At 71.4% G+C, this 15,839-nt stretch carries 16 protein-coding genes; 10 read left to right on the forward strand and 6 right to left on the reverse strand.

The features are described from left to right. Positions 1 to 474 carry a GtrA family protein gene (locus tag NBY69_RS18770; protein ID WP_250302163.1) on the reverse strand — a complete coding sequence of 158 codons (474 nt, stop codon included), beginning with the start codon at positions 472 to 474 and terminating at the stop codon, positions 1 to 3. A gap of 151 nt (positions 475 to 625) precedes the next feature. Between NBY69_RS18770 and NBY69_RS18775 the strand changes: the two genes are divergently transcribed. Genes NBY69_RS18775 through NBY69_RS18785 form a run of 3 tightly spaced genes read left to right on the forward strand, consistent with a single transcriptional unit; the run spans position 626 to position 3,525 of the window. Next, positions 626 to 1,777 (forward strand): 5-(carboxyamino)imidazole ribonucleotide synthase, encoded by a 1,152-nt coding sequence (locus NBY69_RS18775; RefSeq protein WP_250302164.1) that lies wholly within the window; start codon positions 626 to 628, stop codon positions 1,775 to 1,777. Then, positions 1,774 to 2,298: a 5-(carboxyamino)imidazole ribonucleotide mutase gene (purE, locus tag NBY69_RS18780; protein ID WP_250302165.1), complete on the forward strand. Its 525-nt coding sequence runs from the start codon at positions 1,774 to 1,776 to the stop codon at positions 2,296 to 2,298. The genes NBY69_RS18775 and purE overlap by 4 nt, the downstream gene beginning before the upstream one ends. A gap of 39 nt (positions 2,299 to 2,337) precedes the next feature. Then, positions 2,338 to 3,525 (forward strand): dipeptidase, encoded by a 1,188-nt coding sequence (locus tag NBY69_RS18785; RefSeq protein WP_250302166.1) that lies wholly within the window; start codon positions 2,338 to 2,340, stop codon positions 3,523 to 3,525. Between the two features lie 33 nt (positions 3,526 to 3,558). Here NBY69_RS18785 and NBY69_RS18790 read toward each other — a convergent pair whose 3' ends face one another. Both NBY69_RS18790 and NBY69_RS18795 read right to left on the reverse strand, forming a co-directional pair. Further along, a complete protein-coding gene (locus NBY69_RS18790; protein ID WP_250302167.1) occupies positions 3,559 to 5,400 on the reverse strand; it encodes a cell wall metabolism sensor histidine kinase WalK in 1,842 nt (613 codons plus the stop codon). Then, the gene (locus NBY69_RS18795) at positions 5,390 to 6,178 is read right to left on the reverse strand and encodes a response regulator transcription factor (protein WP_250302168.1); all 789 of its coding nucleotides are present in this window, start codon (positions 6,176 to 6,178) and stop codon (positions 5,390 to 5,392) included. The genes NBY69_RS18790 and NBY69_RS18795 overlap by 11 nt, the downstream gene beginning before the upstream one ends. A 113-nt stretch (positions 6,179 to 6,291) precedes the next feature. On the opposite strand from NBY69_RS18795, the gene NBY69_RS18800 reads away from it, so the two are divergent. From NBY69_RS18800 to NBY69_RS18815, 4 genes are read left to right on the forward strand one after another with little or no spacing between them, the layout of a single operon-like run. Further along, positions 6,292 to 6,957 carry a hypothetical protein gene (locus tag NBY69_RS18800; RefSeq protein WP_250302169.1) on the forward strand — a complete coding sequence of 222 codons (666 nt, stop codon included), beginning with the start codon at positions 6,292 to 6,294 and terminating at the stop codon, positions 6,955 to 6,957. Beyond that, entirely contained in the window at positions 6,944 to 8,059 is a 1,116-nt protein-coding gene (locus NBY69_RS18805; RefSeq protein WP_250302170.1) for a peptidoglycan-binding protein, read from the forward strand. Before NBY69_RS18800 ends, NBY69_RS18805 begins: the two co-directional genes overlap by 14 nt. Beyond that, entirely contained in the window at positions 8,056 to 8,844 is a 789-nt protein-coding gene (locus NBY69_RS18810; RefSeq protein ID WP_250302171.1) for an ABC transporter ATP-binding protein, read from the forward strand. The genes NBY69_RS18805 and NBY69_RS18810 overlap by 4 nt, the downstream gene beginning before the upstream one ends. Next, positions 8,841 to 10,100, forward strand: coding sequence for an ABC transporter permease (locus NBY69_RS18815; RefSeq protein ID WP_250302172.1), 1,260 nt, complete (start codon positions 8,841 to 8,843; stop codon positions 10,098 to 10,100). Before NBY69_RS18810 ends, NBY69_RS18815 begins: the two co-directional genes overlap by 4 nt. Positions 10,101 to 10,119: 19 nt before the next feature. Here the strand turns inward: NBY69_RS18815 and NBY69_RS18820 are convergent, their stop codons facing one another. Continuing rightward, positions 10,120 to 10,500 carry a VOC family protein gene (locus NBY69_RS18820; protein ID WP_250302173.1) on the reverse strand — a complete coding sequence of 127 codons (381 nt, stop codon included), beginning with the start codon at positions 10,498 to 10,500 and terminating at the stop codon, positions 10,120 to 10,122. Between the two features lie 95 nt (positions 10,501 to 10,595). On the opposite strand from NBY69_RS18820, the gene NBY69_RS18825 reads away from it, so the two are divergent. Then, the gene (locus NBY69_RS18825) at positions 10,596 to 11,117 is read left to right on the forward strand and encodes a CGNR zinc finger domain-containing protein (RefSeq protein ID WP_250302174.1); all 522 of its coding nucleotides are present in this window, start codon (positions 10,596 to 10,598) and stop codon (positions 11,115 to 11,117) included. A gap of 42 nt (positions 11,118 to 11,159) precedes the next feature. On the opposite strand, the gene NBY69_RS18830 is transcribed toward NBY69_RS18825, so the two are convergent. Then, positions 11,160 to 12,503, reverse strand: coding sequence for a UDP-glucose/GDP-mannose dehydrogenase family protein (locus NBY69_RS18830; protein ID WP_250302175.1), 1,344 nt, complete (start codon positions 12,501 to 12,503; stop codon positions 11,160 to 11,162). 164 nt (positions 12,504 to 12,667) lie between these two features. Here NBY69_RS18830 and NBY69_RS18835 point away from each other — a divergent pair, with 164 nt between their 5' ends. Next, entirely contained in the window at positions 12,668 to 13,825 is a 1,158-nt protein-coding gene (locus NBY69_RS18835) for an acyl-CoA dehydrogenase family protein (protein ID WP_250302176.1), read from the forward strand. A gap of 198 nt (positions 13,826 to 14,023) precedes the next feature. Here the strand turns inward: NBY69_RS18835 and NBY69_RS18840 are convergent, their stop codons facing one another. Continuing rightward, the gene (locus NBY69_RS18840) at positions 14,024 to 14,500 is read right to left on the reverse strand and encodes a hypothetical protein (RefSeq protein WP_250302177.1); all 477 of its coding nucleotides are present in this window, start codon (positions 14,498 to 14,500) and stop codon (positions 14,024 to 14,026) included. Between the two features lie 301 nt (positions 14,501 to 14,801). Here NBY69_RS18840 and NBY69_RS18845 point away from each other — a divergent pair, with 301 nt between their 5' ends. Then, complete coding sequence (locus NBY69_RS18845; protein ID WP_250302178.1) at positions 14,802 to 15,836, forward strand: DUF5954 family protein; 1,035 nt, start codon at positions 14,802 to 14,804, stop codon at positions 15,834 to 15,836. Positions 15,837 to 15,839: the final 3 nt, after the last annotated feature.

Below are 15,839 nucleotides of genomic sequence, written 5' to 3' on the forward strand. Positions count from 1 at the left end.
TCAGCGGGCGAGAGGCTCCGCGACCGGAGCGCCGTCCCGCACGGGCAGTGCCCGGAACACCCAGGTGCGGTAGGACCAGAAGCGGAAGAGCGTCGCGACGGCGATGCCGAAGAATTTGAAGAAGTTGCTCTGCAGTGGGGAGTTCCAGTCGGCGCCGTACGTCGCCGCGTACAGGATCCCGTTCTCGATGACCGCGCCGACCACGCTGAACAGCAGGAACAGGGTCATCTCCCTGGCCCGCCCGCTCTTCTCGCGGTCCCGGTAGGTGAAGTACCGGAAGCCTATGTAGTTGAAGACGATCGCGAGCGCGGTGGCCACCAGGCTGGCCCGGACCACCTGCAGGGAGGTCGTGTGGCGCAGGAGATTGAACGCCGCCATGTTGACCAGCAGGCCCAGAGCCCCCACCAGGCCGAACTTGGCGACCTCCCGCCAGAGCCGTCGCACCCGCGTCCGCACGCCGCCGGAATCGCTCATGGTGGTCGCTGGCCCCGTTCGGTCGGTTGAGTCGACTCACCCATGTGATCGAGTCAACATGCCCATGCTAACCAGTTCCCCCTTCGGGTGCCTCTCGCGGACCGGGTACGGGTGGCGAGCCCTCGGCCGGCCTGCGGATACCCTGGGATACGTGACGTTCCCCGTAGTCGGCATGGTCGGTGGCGGTCAGCTCGCCCGTATGACCCACGAGGCGGGCATCCCCCTCGGTATCAGATTCAAGCTGCTCAGTGACACCCCCCAGGACTCGGCGGCCCAGGTGGTGAGCGAAGTCGTCGTAGGCGACTACCGCGACCTGGCCACGCTGCGCGCCTTCGCGCGCGGCTGCGACGTGATCACTTTTGATCACGAGCACGTGCCGACCGAGCACCTGCGGGCCCTGGAGGCGGACGGCATCCCCGTCCGGCCGGGCCCCGAGGCGCTGGTGCACGCCCAGGACAAGGGGGTGATGCGCGAGAAGCTCACCGAGATCGGCGCGCCCTGCCCCCGCCACCGGATCGTCTCGGACCCGTCCGACGCGATGGCCTTCGCGGACGAGGTGGGCGGCCTCCCGGTCATCCTCAAGACCGTGCGCGGCGGCTACGACGGCAAGGGCGTCTGGTTCGTACGCTCCCGCGAGGACGCCGAGGCGCCCTTCAAGGCGGGCGTCCCGGTGCTGGCCGAGGAGAAGGTCGACTTCGTACGGGAGCTCGCGGCCAACGTCGTCCGCTCCCCGCACGGCCAGGCCGTGGCGTACCCGGTCGTGGAGTCCCAGCAGGTCGACGGCGTCTGCGACACCGTGATCGCCCCCGCGCCCGGCCTCGACGAGGACCTCGCGGGCGAAGCGCAGCAGCTCGCCCTGCGGATCGCCGCCGAGCTCGGAGTGACCGGCCATCTGGCGGTCGAGCTGTTCGAGACCCGGGGACCGGACGGCAAACCCGGCATCCTCGTCAACGAACTCGCGATGCGCCCGCACAACTCCGGCCACTGGACCCAGGACGGCGCGATCACCTCGCAGTTCGCCAACCACGTCCGGGCCGTCCTGGACCTGCCGCTCGGTGACCCGCGCCCGCGCGCCCGGTGGACGGTCATGGGCAACGTCCTCGGCGGCGACTACCCGGACATGTACCAGGCGTACCTGCACTGCATGGCCCGCGACCCGCAGCTCAAGATCCACATGTACGGCAAGGACGTGAAGCCGGGGCGCAAGGTCGGCCACGTCAACACCTACGGCGACGATCTCGACGAGGTGCTGGAGCGCGCCCGTCATGCCGCCGGATATCTGCGAGGGACGATCACCGAATGACCTCTCCTGTAGTAGGCATCGTCATGGGTTCGGACTCCGACTGGCCGGTCATGGAGGCGGCGGCCACCGTCCTGGAGGAGTTCGGCGTTCCGTACGAGGTCGACGTCGTGTCGGCGCACCGGATGCCCCGCGAGATGATCACGTACGGCGAGCAGGCGGCCGGGCGGGGCCTCAAGGCGGTCGTCGCGGGCGCCGGGGGCGCGGCCCATCTGCCGGGCATGCTCGCCTCGGTCACCCCGCTGCCGGTGATCGGCGTCCCTGTACCGCTGAAGTACCTCGACGGCATGGACTCCCTGCTCTCCATCGTCCAGATGCCGGCCGGTGTCCCGGTCGCGACGGTCTCGGTGGGCGGCGCCCGCAACGCCGGGCTGCTCGCGGTCCGCATCCTGGCCGCGTCCGACCCCCAACTCCTCGTGAAGATGCAGGAGTTCCAGCAGGAACTGAACGACCAGGCGACCGAGAAGGGCAAGCGGCTGCGGGCCAAGGTCCAGGGCGCGGGCTCCTTCGGATTCGGGAAGTAGAACGTTCGGATCCGGAAAAGTAGAGACGAGAGGCTCCTGATGAGCAATCACCTCACCGAAGCGCTTGATCTGCTCGCCGAGTACCCGGTCGTCGACGGTCACAACGACCTGCCGTGGGCGCTGCGCGAGAACGTCCGCTACGACCTCGACCGGATGGACATCGCCCGCGACCAGACGGGCCACCTCCACACCGACCTGCACCGGCTGCGCAAGGGCGGCGTCGGCGCGCAGTTCTGGTCGGTCTACGTCCGTACAGACCTGACGGGCGACGAAGCGGTCAGCGCGACGCTGGAACAGATCGACGTGGTCGCCCAGTTGCTCGACCGCTACCCCGGCGACCTGGTCCGCGCGCTGACCGCCGACGCCATGGAGTCGGCCAGGAGCCAGGGCCGCATCGCCTCGCTGATGGGCGCCGAGGGCGGCCACTCCATCAACAACTCGCTGGGCACGCTGCGCGCCCTGCACGCCCTGGGCGTGCGGTACATGACGCTGACCCACAACGACAACATCGCCTGGGCCGACTCGGCGACCGATGTCGTGAAGGCCCACGGGCTGACCGCCTTCGGCCACGAGGTCGTACGCGAGATGAACCGCACCGGCATGCTGGTGGACCTCTCGCACGTGGCGGCCTCGACGATGCGCGACGCGCTGGCGACCTCCACCGCGCCGGTGATCTTCTCGCACTCCTCGGCCCGCGCGGTCTGCGACCACCCGCGCAACATCCCGGACGACGTGCTGGCGCAGCTCCCGGCCAACGGCGGCATCGCGATGGCCACCTTCGTACCGAAGTTCATCCTCCCGGAGGCGGTCGAGTGGACCGCCCGCGCGGACGAGAACATGCGCACCCACGGTCTGCACCACCTGAACACCACGCCCGCGGGCATGAAGGTCCAGCGCGCCTTCGAGGAGGCGCACCCCCGCCCGGTGGCCACCCCCTCGACGGTCGCCGACCACCTCGACCACATGCGTGAGGTCGCGGGCGTCGACCACATCGGCATCGGCGGCGACTACGACGGCACGGCCTTCACCCCGGCGGGCCTGGAGGACGTGGCGGGCTACCCGAACCTGATCGGTGAGCTGATCGGGCGCGGCTGGTCGAAGACGGACCTGGCGAAGCTGACCTGGCAGAACGCGGTACGGGTGCTGCGGGCGGCCGAGGACGTGGCCCGCGACCTGCAGTCGAGGCGCGCCCCGTCGAACGCGACGCTGACCGAGCTGGACGGCTGACCGTACGGTCCACGGCCCCTCAGCCCTCAGCCCTCAACCGCCGGCCGGGTCACCCCCGGTCGGCGGTCGGGGTCGGCCGGTCGGCACCCCCGCGTCCGCCGGGAACCGCAGCGTGAACACCGACCCGGCCCCCACCGTGCTCTCCGCGGTGACCGACCCGCCGTGCGCCTCGGCGAGCTTCCGTACGATCGACAGCCCCAGACCGCTTCCGCCCGTCCGACGGCTGCGTGACTTCTCCGCCCGCCAGAACCGGTCGAAGACCTGCGGCAGTTCACCGGGCCCGATACCGGTACCCGTGTCGGCCACCTCGATGAGCACCACGTCGCCCTCCCGCCGGGACCGGAGGGTGACCGAGCCGCCGGGCGGGGTGTGCCGGACGGCGTTGGTGAGCAGGTTGCCGACCGCCTGGCGCAGCCGTACGGGGTCGGCCTCCAGCTCCAGGCCGTCGGGCGCCGACACCACGAGCGACACCCCGGCGCCGTCCGCCCCGCCCCGGTGGGCGGCGGCCGTCTGGGCCAGCAGTTCGGCCACCTCGGTCCGTTCCGTACGGATCCGCAACTCGCCCGCGTCCGCCGCCGACAGGTCCCGCAGATCGTCGATGAGGTGCTGGAGCAGCAGCGCCTCCTCGTGGAGCGAGGCGAGCAGCACGTCGTCGTGCGGGACCACCTCGTCCTGCGCGGCCTCCAGCCAGCCGCGGATGTTGCTCAGCGGAGTCCGCAGCTCGTGGGCGACATCGCTGACCATCGCCGTGCGGGCCGCCTCCAGCTGCTCACGCCGCCGGGACATGGAGTTGAAGGCCAGCGCGAGCCGTCCGATCTCGTCGCCGCCGGTCACCCGTACCCGGGCCGAGGCGTCCCCGCGCTCCATCCGCTGCGCCGCGTCCGTCAGCGCCCGCAACGGCCTGACCAGCCGTACCCCGGCCAGGGTGGTGACCGCGAAGGTCACCAGCAGGACCAGCGCGGCGCCCCCGGCGATCCGGGCCCGGTTGCCCGCCGACAGGTCGAAGAAGGTCGTCGCGCTGCGGCCCGGACTGCTGACGTACAGCAGGGCGGCGGGGGCGACATAGGGGGTGAGCTGTTCGGTGCGGCTCCGGTCGACGCACGAGGTGACGAGCGAGGGATCGGTCGTCGCGCGCGGGTCGCGCGGCGTCCAGCTGCCGTCCAGCGCGAGCCGCACCCCCGGCGCCCGGCCGCGCGCGAGGCAGGTGTCGACCAGCCTGTTGAGCGCGGCGAGCGCCTCGGCCTCGGTGGGGGTGGGCCCGGCCAACTCCTCGGCGGCGCACCGGACACCGGGCGTGAGCGGGCCGTTCGCGGAGTCCGTACGTGGGCGCCCGCTCGGCCCCTCGACGACCTGCGCGTCGATGTGCAGCGTGGTGCGCAGACAGGCCGCGGAACGCTCGGCGGCGGTACGCAGCCGGGCCCGTTCCCCCGGCGGGAGCCGGAAGGGCCCCACGGCCCGTGGATCGATGCGGTCGGGGGCCGAGCCGGGCAGCAGCTCCGGGTCGACCGCCAGTGGGTCGATGACCGCCGTGGGCTTGGCGGGTGGCTCGTACGGGCGGCCGGGATCGGGGGCGGAGTCGCCGACCGGAGCATGGTCCCGGGTGGTCAGCACGATGCGGTGGCCGGTCAGCCGGGCCAGCGAGGCGACCGTACCGGCCACCGAGTCCCAGTCGGGGTGGCTCGCCGCGTACCCGAGCAGCGCGTCGTAGACCCGGGCGTCGTCGGCGAGCGCCTGGCCCTGCTCCTGCTGGATCGCGACGGCGGTGGTGCGGATCACCAGCCAGGCGGTCGCCGCCACCGAGCAGACGCCGACCAGCGCGGACACGGCGAGCAGCCGCAGCAGCAGACTGCGCCGCAGCGGCACCTCACCGGGCACGGTGCGGCTCCTGAGGCTCCTGCGGTTTCTGAGGCTCCTGAGGTTTCTGAGGCTCCGGTGATTCCTGAGGCGCCCGCGGGCCGCTGTCAGCGAGCTTGTAGCCGACCCCGTACACCGTCACCAGACAGTCGGCCCTGCGCGGATCGCGCTCGATCTTCCGGCGCAGATTCATGATGTGCACATCCACGGTCCGCGAGGTGATGTACCGGTCGAAGCCGTGCAGATGATCGAGGATCTGCGCGCGGGTGAAGACCTGGCCGGGTCGCGAGGCCAGCACTTCGAGCAGCCGGAACTCGCCCGGGGTGCAGTCGATCCGCCGCCCGTGCGCCCACACCTCGTGGCGGCCCGGATCCACGGTGAGCGCGCCGACCGTCATTACGGGATCGGCGGCGGCCCGCTGCCCGTGACCGCCGCGCCGCAGCAACGAACGGATCCGGGCCATCAGTTCGCGCGGGCTGAACGGTTTGGACATGTAGTCGTCGGCGCCCAGATCCAGGCCGAGCAGCAGATCGTCCTCGGTCGACCTGGCGGTCAGCATCAGGACCGGGAGCGCGGCGAACTCCGGCTCGGCGCGCAGGATCCGGCACACGTCCAGACCGTCGGTCCTCGGCATCATCACGTCCAGCACGAGCAGGTCGGGCGTGACCCCGCGGACCGCCTCCAGCGCCGCCCGTCCGTCGTGCACGACCACCACACGGTGCCCCTCGCGCTCCAGATAGCGACGGACCAGCTCGGCCTGCTTCTCGTCGTCCTCGGCCACCACCACATGCGCACACATGACGGTGAGTCTAGGAACGTCCGTCCGGGTACGGGCGCCCGCGAGCCCCGGGACCATCACCGCGCCACGGCTTCCTGACAGCTTTCTGACATCTTCAGGAAATCGTCGGGGCCATGCCGAACCAGACAGTCCGCAGTACCCCGGTGGCCCGTGCCGCAGCCCTCTGCGCCGCCGCCCTGATCTCCCTGGGCGCGCTCAGCGCATGCAGCAGCGGCATCAGCGAGGTGAAGGGGGAGAAGAGTGAGAAGGGCGTCGACTCGCTGGCCGACGGCGCATCGACGTCCGGCTCCGCCGCGCACGGCAAGGGCAACACCACGCCGAAGGACAGCACCGCGGGCCGCCCCCAACTGCGCCTCGACACCTCGCCCGAGGAGGCGCAGCGCCTCGATGACACCTACAACGCCTGTCTCCAGGCCCACGGTGTCCCGATGAACACCAAGCGCGCGGCTCTCGCGGGCGCCAAGCAGGCGGCGCCGCTCCAGAATCCTGACCCCACGAAGGCGCATCAAGCGGCCTACGACGCCTGCGAGATCAAGCTGCCGCTCCGGCCGCCGGAGACGAGGCCGGAGACCAACGCGCACTTCGCCGACGACTACCGCGCGTATGTGAAGTGCCTCCAGAAGCGCGGCATGAGGATCCACATGGTGCCCGACACCAGCGTCAGCCCCGACGGTCTGTCCTGGCGGTACGACGACAGCAGCGGCGAGACCCTCTCGGACGCCGAGCAGACCAAGGCCGACCGCGACTGCATGACGGAGGCCTTCGGTGGCAAGGGATAACGCCGCCGCCCACGCGCCCCGCCGCCGTACGGGCCGGCGCATCGCCCTCACCGCGGCGGTGGCCGTCCTCGTCGCGGGCGCCGGGGCCGGAGCGATGGCGCTCTCCGCGCACGGCCACGCCTCGGACCCGAAGCCCGCGGCGGCCCCGTCCGCCCGCACGGTCGCGATCGTACGGACGGACCTGTCGGACAGCCGCTCGGTGACCGGGACGCTGGGCTTCGGTGGTGGCTCCCCGGTCAAAGGAGCGGGCAAGGGGCTTGTCACCCGCCTGCCGGAGCCGGGTACGACGGTGGCCCGTGGCAAGCCGCTGTACTGGGTGGACGACCGGCCGGTCATGGTCTTCTTCGGGGACACCCCGGTCTTCCGCGAGCTGGCGAAGCCGGGCGTCACCGGCCGTGACGTCACGGTGCTCGCGGAGAACCTCCAGGCGCTCGGGTACGACACGGGCCCGGTGCGGCAGCACGCGGACGGCGCCGAACTCACCCCCGCCCTCGCCGCCGCCCTCAAGCGGTGGCAGCGCGACACCGGGCAGCAGGCCACCGGAACCCTGGGGATCGGGCAGGTCGCCGTACTGCCGGGGGAGGTACGGGTCAGCGCGGTCAAGGCGCAGCTCGGCGACGAGGCGGCGGCCGGCGAACTGCTGACCGTCACCCCGGTCGCCAAGGTCGTCTCGGTGAAGATGGACGCGGCGGACGCCGAACCGGTCCGCAAGGGCGACCGGGTGACCATCACCCTGCCCAGCACCAAGACGGTCCCCGGCAAGGTCACCGCGGTGGGACAGACCGTGCAGGGCGGCGCGGACGACGACGGGTCGGGCGAGCAGGCCCCGCCGACGCTCGGGATCACCATCGTGCCGACGGACCCCGGCACCGTGAAGAAGCTGGACTCCGCCTCCGTACAGGTGCAGTTCACCACCGGGACCAGGAAGCACGTCCTGGTGGTGCCGGTCGGATCGCTGCTCGCGCTGAGCGAGGGCGGCTACGCGCTCCAGAGCCCCGAGGGGAAGCTGCGGGCCGTGCAGACCGGGCTCTTCGCGAAGGGCATGGTCGAGATCTCCGGGCCGGGCATCAGCGAGGGCGACCGGGTGGTGACCACCTCATGACGGCGCCCCCCGCGGCCGGCCCGGCGGCCGGTGCCCCCAGGACCGCGGCCGACCCGGCGGCCGGTGCTTCCGGTGCCACGGCTACGGGCCCCGCGGGCCCGCCGCCGGTGCTGGCCGTCCACCGGGCGAGCAAGGCGTACCCCGGCGGAGTCACCGCACTGGACGACGTCTCGCTCTCCGTCGGCCGGGGCGAACTGCTCGCCATCGTGGGCCCGTCGGGCTCCGGCAAGTCCACCCTGCTCAACATCATGGGCACGCTCGACCTCCCGACCAGCGGCTCGGTGGAGTTCGGCGGCGTGGACGCGGCGGAGCTGTCCGACCGGCGGCTCTCGGCGCTGCGCGGGCGCTGGCTCGGCTTCGTGTTCCAGCAGTGCCACCTCACCGACGGGCTCAGCGCCGAGGAGAACGTCGCCACCGGCCTGCTGTACGCCGGGGTGCCGCGCCGCAAGCGCCAGCCACTGGCCCGCGCGGCGCTGGCCCGGGTGGGCCTCGCCTCCCGGGTGCGGCACCTCCCGCACCAGCTCTCCGGCGGCGAGCGCCAGCGCGTCGCCATCGCCAGGGCGCTGGTCAACGAGCCCGCACTGGTCCTCGCCGACGAACCGACCGGCGCCCTGGACACCGCCAACGGCCGGGCCGTACTCGACCTTCTGATCCAGCTGAACAGTGAGGGCACCACCATCGCCGTCATCACCCACGACCGGGACATCGCCGCCCGGCTGCCGCGCCGCGTCGAGATCCGCGACGGCCGCGTCACGGCCGACACCGGTTCCGGAGGGTACGTATGACATCCGCCGCGCCCGCCTTTGATTCCGATCCTGCACCCGATTCCGCGCCCGGCTCCGACCGTACGAAGCCGGTGCGGCTGGCGCCCTCCGACGTGCTGCGGCTCGGGCTGCTCGGGATCCGTACCCGCCGCATGCGCGCGGCGCTCTCCGCGCTCGGCATCTCCATCGGCATCGCCACCCTGATCCTGGTGACGGGCATCCCGGCCTCCAGCCAGCGGGACCTGAACGCCCAACTGTCCGCGCTGGGCACCAACACACTGCGCGCCGAACCGCAGCCGAACCAGAGCCCGCCGGTGCTGCTGCCCGAGAACGCGGACGAGTCGGCCGCCCGCATCGGTCCGGTCACCGTGGCCAGCAGCGTCGCCAACACCCATGCGCTCGTGCGGCGTTCGGACCGTACGGATCCGCAGGACGGCTCGGGACTGACCGTGCTGGCCGCCAAGTCCGACCTGCTGCCCGCGGTCAACGGGAAGATCCGTTCCGGCCGGTTCCTGAACGCGTCGACCGAGCGGTTCCCCACCGTCGTACTCGGCTACCGGGCGGCGTCCCGCCTCGGCATCCCCCGGCTGGTACCGGGCGCGGAGGCACCGCAGATCGTCATCGACGACCGGTGGTTCACGGTCATCGGCGTCCTCGACGAGCTGCCGCTCGCGCCCGATCTCGACCGCTCCGTACTCGTCGGATGGCAGGCGGCCCGTACCGAGCTGGGCTTCGACGGCCACCCCACGGTGATCTACGTGAAGGCCCGCGAGGACGCCGTCGAGGACGTCGCCGCGGTGCTGCCCGCGTCCCTGTACCCCGAACTGCCCGGCATGGTCAGGGTCAGCCGCCCCTCGGACGCGCTGACGGCGAAACGCGCCACCGAGACGACGTTCTCCGCGCTCTTCCTGGGCCTCGCGGGGGTCGCCCTGCTGGTCGGCGGGATCGGGGTCGCCAACACCATGTACATCTCGGTCCTGGAACGCCGCAGGGAGATCGGCCTGCGCCGGGCACTCGGCGCGGGCCGCGGGCAGATCCGCGTGCAGTTCCTGACGGAGTCGGTCGCGCTGTCGGTGCTCGGCGGCATCGCGGGCACCCTCATCGGCGTGCTGGCGACGCTCGCCTACGCCCTGTACCAGGGCTGGCCCGCGGTCGTCCCGCCCACCGCGCTCGTCGGCGGCACGGTGGGCGCGGTGCTGATCGGGATGGCGGCGGGCGTCTACCCCTCGGTCCGCGCCGCCCGGCTGACCCCGACGGAGGCGCTGGCCGCGACGTGACCCCGTACGGTGCGCGGGCTCAGTCGAAGCAGAGGCAGAACGGGTGCCCCGCCGGGTCCGCGTACACCCGCCAGTTGCACGACGGGTCCGTCGCGTCCGGCGCGTCCAGCAGCTTCGCGCCCAGTGCCAGGACCTGTTCCTCCGCCGCGTCGATGTCGGTGACGGAGAAGTCCAGATGGAACTGTTGAGAGCCGTCGGCGGACGGCCACGACGGGGGTACGAATCCGGGCGCCTCCTGGAACGCGAGACGCGTGCCCTCGTGCCCTTCGAGGACCACCCACCGCACCTCTTCGCCGTCCTCGGCCACGGGCGTGCCACCGATGACGGCGGCGTAGAACGCGGCGAGCGCGTGCACGTCCGGACAGTCCAGGACGACACTGCGCAGCTTGGCTACGGTCATGGGTTCTCCCTAGTTCGAGGCCGCTGGTTACCGCTTGCAGGGCTCATCCGGTAACCGTTACCTCATGCTGCCGCATGGAAGGTAACGTCGCAAGGGTGAATGAGAGGGCAACCGCCCCGGGCGGGCTCGCGCTCGTGGAGGCGCTGGTGAACACGGTGAGCCTCGACACCGGCGACGACCGGCTGGCCGAGGAGTTCTCACTCGGCGGCGGCGCACTGGCCGAAGCGGCCGAGCTGCGCGAGGCGCTGCGCGCGGCCTGCCGGGCGCACGCGGGCCAGGACATGCCGACAGCGCAGCGGGAGACCCTGGCCCGGCTGCTGTCGGACGCCCCGCTGGTGGTCACGGTCGACAAGGAGGGCGTGGCCGCGCTGGCCCCGAAGGACCCGTCCGCGCTCACCTCCCGTGTCGCGGCGGCCGTCGCGACAGCGGTCACCGAGGGCACCTGGCAGCGCCTCAAGGCCTGTGAGGCGGAGGACTGCCAGTGGGCGTACTACGACCGCAGCCCGGCGGGCCGCGGTCGCTGGTGCACGATGGCGGCGTGCGGCAGCCGGGCGAAGATGCGCGCGTACCGGGCCCGGAAAGCGGGCCGCACGGCATCGGATCCGCCCGGCACCTGAGGGGCCGGCGCCGGGCCCGCACCAGGAATGCGTACCCGGGGACTACGCCCGGGGCCGTCCCATCGCCCGGTAGACCCACCCGGCCTCCCGCCACGCCACCGGGTCCAGCGCGTTGCGCCCGTCCAGCAGTATCCGCTCCGAGGCCACCGCCCCCAGCTCCGCCGGGTCCAGCTCGCGGAACTCGCGCCACTCCGTCAGGTGCAGGACGACATCCGCACCCCGCACCGCGTCCAGCGCGGTCTCCGCGTAACCGAGCGTCGGGAAGAGCCGCCGGGCGTTGTCCATGCCCTTGGGGTCGTAGACCGTGACCTGGCCGCCCTGGAGGTGGATCTGCCCGGCGACATTGAGCGCGGGCGAATCCCGTACGTCGTCCGAGTCCGGCTTGAAGGTCGCGCCGAGCACCGCGACCCGCTTGCCCAGGAACGAACCGCCGCCCACGGCCTCACGGGCCAGCTCCACCATGTGCCCGCGGCGCCGCATGTTGATCGAGTCGACCTCGCGCAGGAAGGTCAGCGCCTGATCGGCGCCCAGCTCGCCGGCGCGGGCCATGAAGGCCCGGATGTCCTTGGGCAGGCACCCGCCGCCGAACCCGATCCCGGCCCGCAGGAACTTCTTCCCGATCCGCTCGTCGTGCCCGAGTGCTTCCGCGAGCTTCGCGACGTCGCCGTCGGCGGCCTCGCAGACCTCGGCCATCGCGTTGATGAAGGAGATCTTCGTGGCGAGGAAGGAGTTCGCCGCGGTCTTCACCAGCTCGGCGGTGGGGAAGTCGGTCACCACGAACGGCGAACCCTCGCCCACCGGTCCCGCGTACACCTCACGCAGCAGCTTCTCGGCCCGCTCGCTCTCCACACCGACGACGATCCGGTCGGGGTGCAGGGTGTCCTGGACGGCGAAGCCCTCGCGCAGGAACTCCGGGTTCCACGCCAGCTCCACCGCGGCCCCGGCCGGAGCCAGCTCCTGGAGCAGCCCCGCCAGCCTGGCCGCGCTGCCGACCGGCACGGTCGACTTCCCGACGACCAGCGCGGCCCGGTTCAGATGCGGTGCGAGCTGGGCGAACGCGGTGTCGACGTACGACATGTCGCACGCGTACTCCCCGTGCTTCTGCGGAGTGTTGACGCACACGAAGTGCACATCGCCGAACTTTCCGGCCTCTTCCGGCGAGGTGGTGAACCGCAGCCGGCCGGTCGATCCCTCGATCCCCGCGACGTGCCGCCGCAGCAGTTCCTCGAGACCGGGCTCGTACATGGGGACCCGCCCCTGCGACAGCATCTCGATCTTCTCGGGCACCACATCCAGCCCGAGCACCTCGAACCCCAGCTCAGCCATGGCCGCGGCGTGCGTGGCACCGAGGTATCCGGTACCGATCACGGTGATTTTCAGGGCCATGAAGATGCTCCAGGGGGCGTACGGGATCGGGTGCGCGCCCGAGCATAGTCGGGCTGTCCGATGACGGGCTTTCCCCCTGTCGCCAAGCTCACGTATCCCTGGGGGCGGCCAGCCCCTAAAATCGGGTTACTTAACGGTAGTTAGCATCTGGGGAGTGAGTGACCTTGGCAGGTTCGCCCGAATTCGACCTGTACCGCCCGGCCGAAGAGCACGACATGCTCCGCGACTCGGTCCGCTCCCTGGCCGAGGCGAAGATCGCGCCCTTCGCGGCTGCGGTCGACGAGGAGGCCCGCTTCCCGCAGGAGGCGCTGGACGCGCTGAGCGCCGCCGACCTGCACGCGGTGCACGTACCGGAGGAGTACGGCGGCGCGGGCGCCGACGCGCTCGCCACGGTCGTCGTCATCGAGGAGGTGGCCCGCGTCTGCGCGTCCTCCTCCCTCATCCCGGCCGTGAACAAGCTGGGCTCGCTCCCCGTGATGCTCTCGGGCTCCGAGGACCTCAAGCGGAAGTACCTGACCAAGCTCGCGCAGGGCGAGGGCATGTTCTCGTACTGCCTCAGCGAGCCGGACGCGGGCTCCGACGCGGCGGGCATGAAGACCAGGGCCGTCCGCGACGGCGACTTCTGGGTCCTCAACGGCGTGAAGCGCTGGATCACCAACGCGGGCGTCTCCGAGTACTACACGGTCATGGCCGTCACCGACCCCACGAAGCGCTCCAAGGGCATCAGCGCGTTCGTCGTCGAGAAGTCGGACGAGGGCGTCTCCTTCGGCGCCCCCGAGAAGAAGCTCGGCATCAAGGGCTCCCCGACGCGCGAGGTCTACCTCGACAACGTCCGTATCCCCGCCGACCGCATGATCGGCGAGGAGGGCACCGGCTTCGCCACGGCGATGAAGACCCTGGACCACACCCGCATCACGATCGCGGCCCAGGCCCTCGGGATCGCCCAGGGCGCCCTCGACTACGCCAAGGGCTACGTCCAGGAGCGCAAGCAGTTCGGCAAGCCGATCGGTGACTTCCAGGGCATCCAGTTCATGCTCGCGGACATGGCCATGAAGCTCGAAGCGGCCCGCCAGCTCACCTACGCGGCAGCGGCCAAGTCCGAGCGTCTGGACGGCGACCTGACCTTCTTCGGCGCCGCGGCGAAGTGCTTCGCCTCGGACGCGGCGATGGAGATCACGACGGACGCGGTCCAACTGCTGGGCGGGTACGGGTACACGCGGGACTACCCGGTGGAGCGGATGATGCGGGACGCGAAGATCACCCAGATCTACGAGGGCACGAACCAGGTCCAGCGGATCGTGATGGCGCGGAACCTGCCGTAGAGCGGTTCTCGCCGGGCCGTAGCCATCCTTGGCGGCCGGCGGTCAAGGAACGCCCCCGTCAGTCACGACGGGGGCGCTCGTCTGCCAGTGGGCAGCATGCTCAGCCGGAGTCCGGCGCATCGTCAATCTTTATCAGCAGATGTGACCGCAGCCAGGCGCCTCTCTGTCCGCCCGTTCGGTCGACGTGGGGAGTCCCTGTCAGGCGGAGCGCTTGCGTACCAGCCCCCGCAGTTGACGGACCAGATCCTCGCCCGCCTGCACTGCCGCACGGGGGAATTCCAGCCGGGCGACCCGGCCGTCGGCAACGCTGATGTCCACACGCAGAGCCTTCGCCATGCCCGTGGTCAGTACGGGCTTGGAAACCCCGTCCACGTCGTCGAGCTCTATGTCCCAGAGCAGTTTCCTCGGCTGCGGCGTGATGAACCCGCCGAGCGAGAAGATGAGCACCCGGCCGGTCGTCAGGGCCAGGACGTTGCGTTCGTTCACCGGGAAGTCGGCCCCGGCGGACCGGTCCGTGGCGGCGTCCGTAGCGCGCTTGCTCCTGTCCCGTGCGATCTTCTTGCCCGCGAGCGCCCCGGCACCGCCGCCCCCCGCTGCCCCGAGCACCTCCCCCTTCATCCCGGACACGACCCGCGCCACCCGCCCCGCGGGGTAAGCCAGCGCGACGGCCAGCACTTCCTCTCCCTCGATTCCCTCGGACGTCAGATACTTCCGGACTCGGCTCTCCTGTGACGGCTTCACCTGCGATTACGCCTCCGATGTCGTCAACTCGCTGGCACAGTCGACTTATTGAAGCACCGGCCCGCGACGGCCGCAGCGGTGAAGCCGGAGAACAGGGAAACTGGCCGGTCAGCCGCCGCGCAGGGGGGACACCCGGCCAGTGGTCTCGGGCCGCTGCCCGCAGGACCGCGTCACCGAATCACCTTTCTTCTGCATTTCTGCCCACTTGCCGGTTCCGGTTCGGCACAGTGGAACGATGGATGAGCAGAAGCAGAGGCCGCCGGACCACCTCGTCATCAACGTGGAGCACCGCGAGGATCCGGTGGCCCGGGTCACCGAGGTCGATGCCTTCGCTGCCACCAGGAAGTACGGGAAGATCGTCGTCCGCGGCCCGCTCTTCGGCTACGCCGAGCAGCGGCCTGGCGAGCGGCCCCGGTGGCGCCTGCTCGGCGGCATGGACACCGGGTACCCGCAGGACGCGCGGGACGATCTCAACTCGTACCTCTGGCTCAAGGCGAGGGACGAGGCCGAGGACCACCTGGAGCGGCGCGCCCTGCTGGCCGGGGTGGCCCGGCTGGAGACCGAGCCGGTGGACAGCCTGACCGCCGCCGGTACGCGCTACCGCATCGTGCGCGCCGACGAGTTCGCCAGGATCGGCGAGCACCAACTGGAGCCCCCACGGCCCACGGACATCGACCTGGACGGCTGGGACGACAGCCAGGACGGCGGCCGGTCGCCGGCGCACACCGAGGGCGTCGTGATCGACCACGCGGCGGCCGTCGGGCTGACGGAGGGCCTGGACCGGGTCGGCCTGCTGCCGGTCTCGTACACCTCCGAACGGTTCCCGCCGGACGTACTCGCCGATTCCCGCCGCGCGTTGACGACACATCCGGGAGTGGTGCTGCTGCCCCCGGTCTTCCGGGTGATGGAGCACAAGGAGCTCTCCTGGTCCATGGTGGGCGGCGGCTACCACGGCACCCCGCAGGAGGCCCGGCGGGCGCTCGTCCACTACCTGACGGAGTTCCTGCCGATGTATCACCGGATCGAGGAGAAGGACGTCGCGGTGTACGCGAAGGCGGCCGAACGGTTCAAGCAACAACGCCGGGCGAACGAGCTGCGGGTGCGCGGGCGTTGCTTCGAGATCGTCCGGGTCGAACGGATGATGCGCATCGGCCCGGACGGCCCCGAGCCCCCGCGCCGGTCGGACACGGACATCCAGGAGCCGATGAAGATCCGCCCCATGATGGACGAGTGGGGGACGATCACCACGCAGTCGGCGAGCGAGGAGTGAGGG

The organism is Streptomyces sp. A 4/2, assembly GCF_940670765.1.
Classification (GTDB): Bacteria; Actinomycetota; Actinomycetes; order Streptomycetales; family Streptomycetaceae; genus Streptomyces.

Bases quoted from the DNA above. Each gene is read 5' to 3' on its own strand.
- NBY69_RS18770 (WP_250302163.1), bottom strand. From the start codon at position 474: ATGAGCGATTCCGGCGGCGTGCGGACGCGGGTGCGACGGCTCTGGCGG.
- purE (WP_250302165.1), top strand. From the start codon at position 1,774: ATGACCTCTCCTGTAGTAGGCATCGTCATGGGTTCGGACTCCGACTGG.
- NBY69_RS18785 (WP_250302166.1), top strand. From the start codon at position 2,338: ATGAGCAATCACCTCACCGAAGCGCTTGATCTGCTCGCCGAGTACCCG.
- NBY69_RS18795 (WP_250302168.1), bottom strand. From the start codon at position 6,178: ATGTGTGCGCATGTGGTGGTGGCCGAGGACGACGAGAAGCAGGCCGAG.
- NBY69_RS18800 (WP_250302169.1), top strand. From the start codon at position 6,292: ATGCCGAACCAGACAGTCCGCAGTACCCCGGTGGCCCGTGCCGCAGCC.
- NBY69_RS18810 (WP_250302171.1), top strand. From the start codon at position 8,056: ATGACGGCGCCCCCCGCGGCCGGCCCGGCGGCCGGTGCCCCCAGGACC.
- NBY69_RS18815 (WP_250302172.1), top strand. From the start codon at position 8,841: ATGACATCCGCCGCGCCCGCCTTTGATTCCGATCCTGCACCCGATTCC.
- NBY69_RS18820 (WP_250302173.1), bottom strand. From the start codon at position 10,500: ATGACCGTAGCCAAGCTGCGCAGTGTCGTCCTGGACTGTCCGGACGTG.
- NBY69_RS18830 (WP_250302175.1), bottom strand. From the start codon at position 12,503: ATGGCCCTGAAAATCACCGTGATCGGTACCGGATACCTCGGTGCCACG.
- NBY69_RS18845 (WP_250302178.1), top strand. From the start codon at position 14,802: ATGGATGAGCAGAAGCAGAGGCCGCCGGACCACCTCGTCATCAACGTG.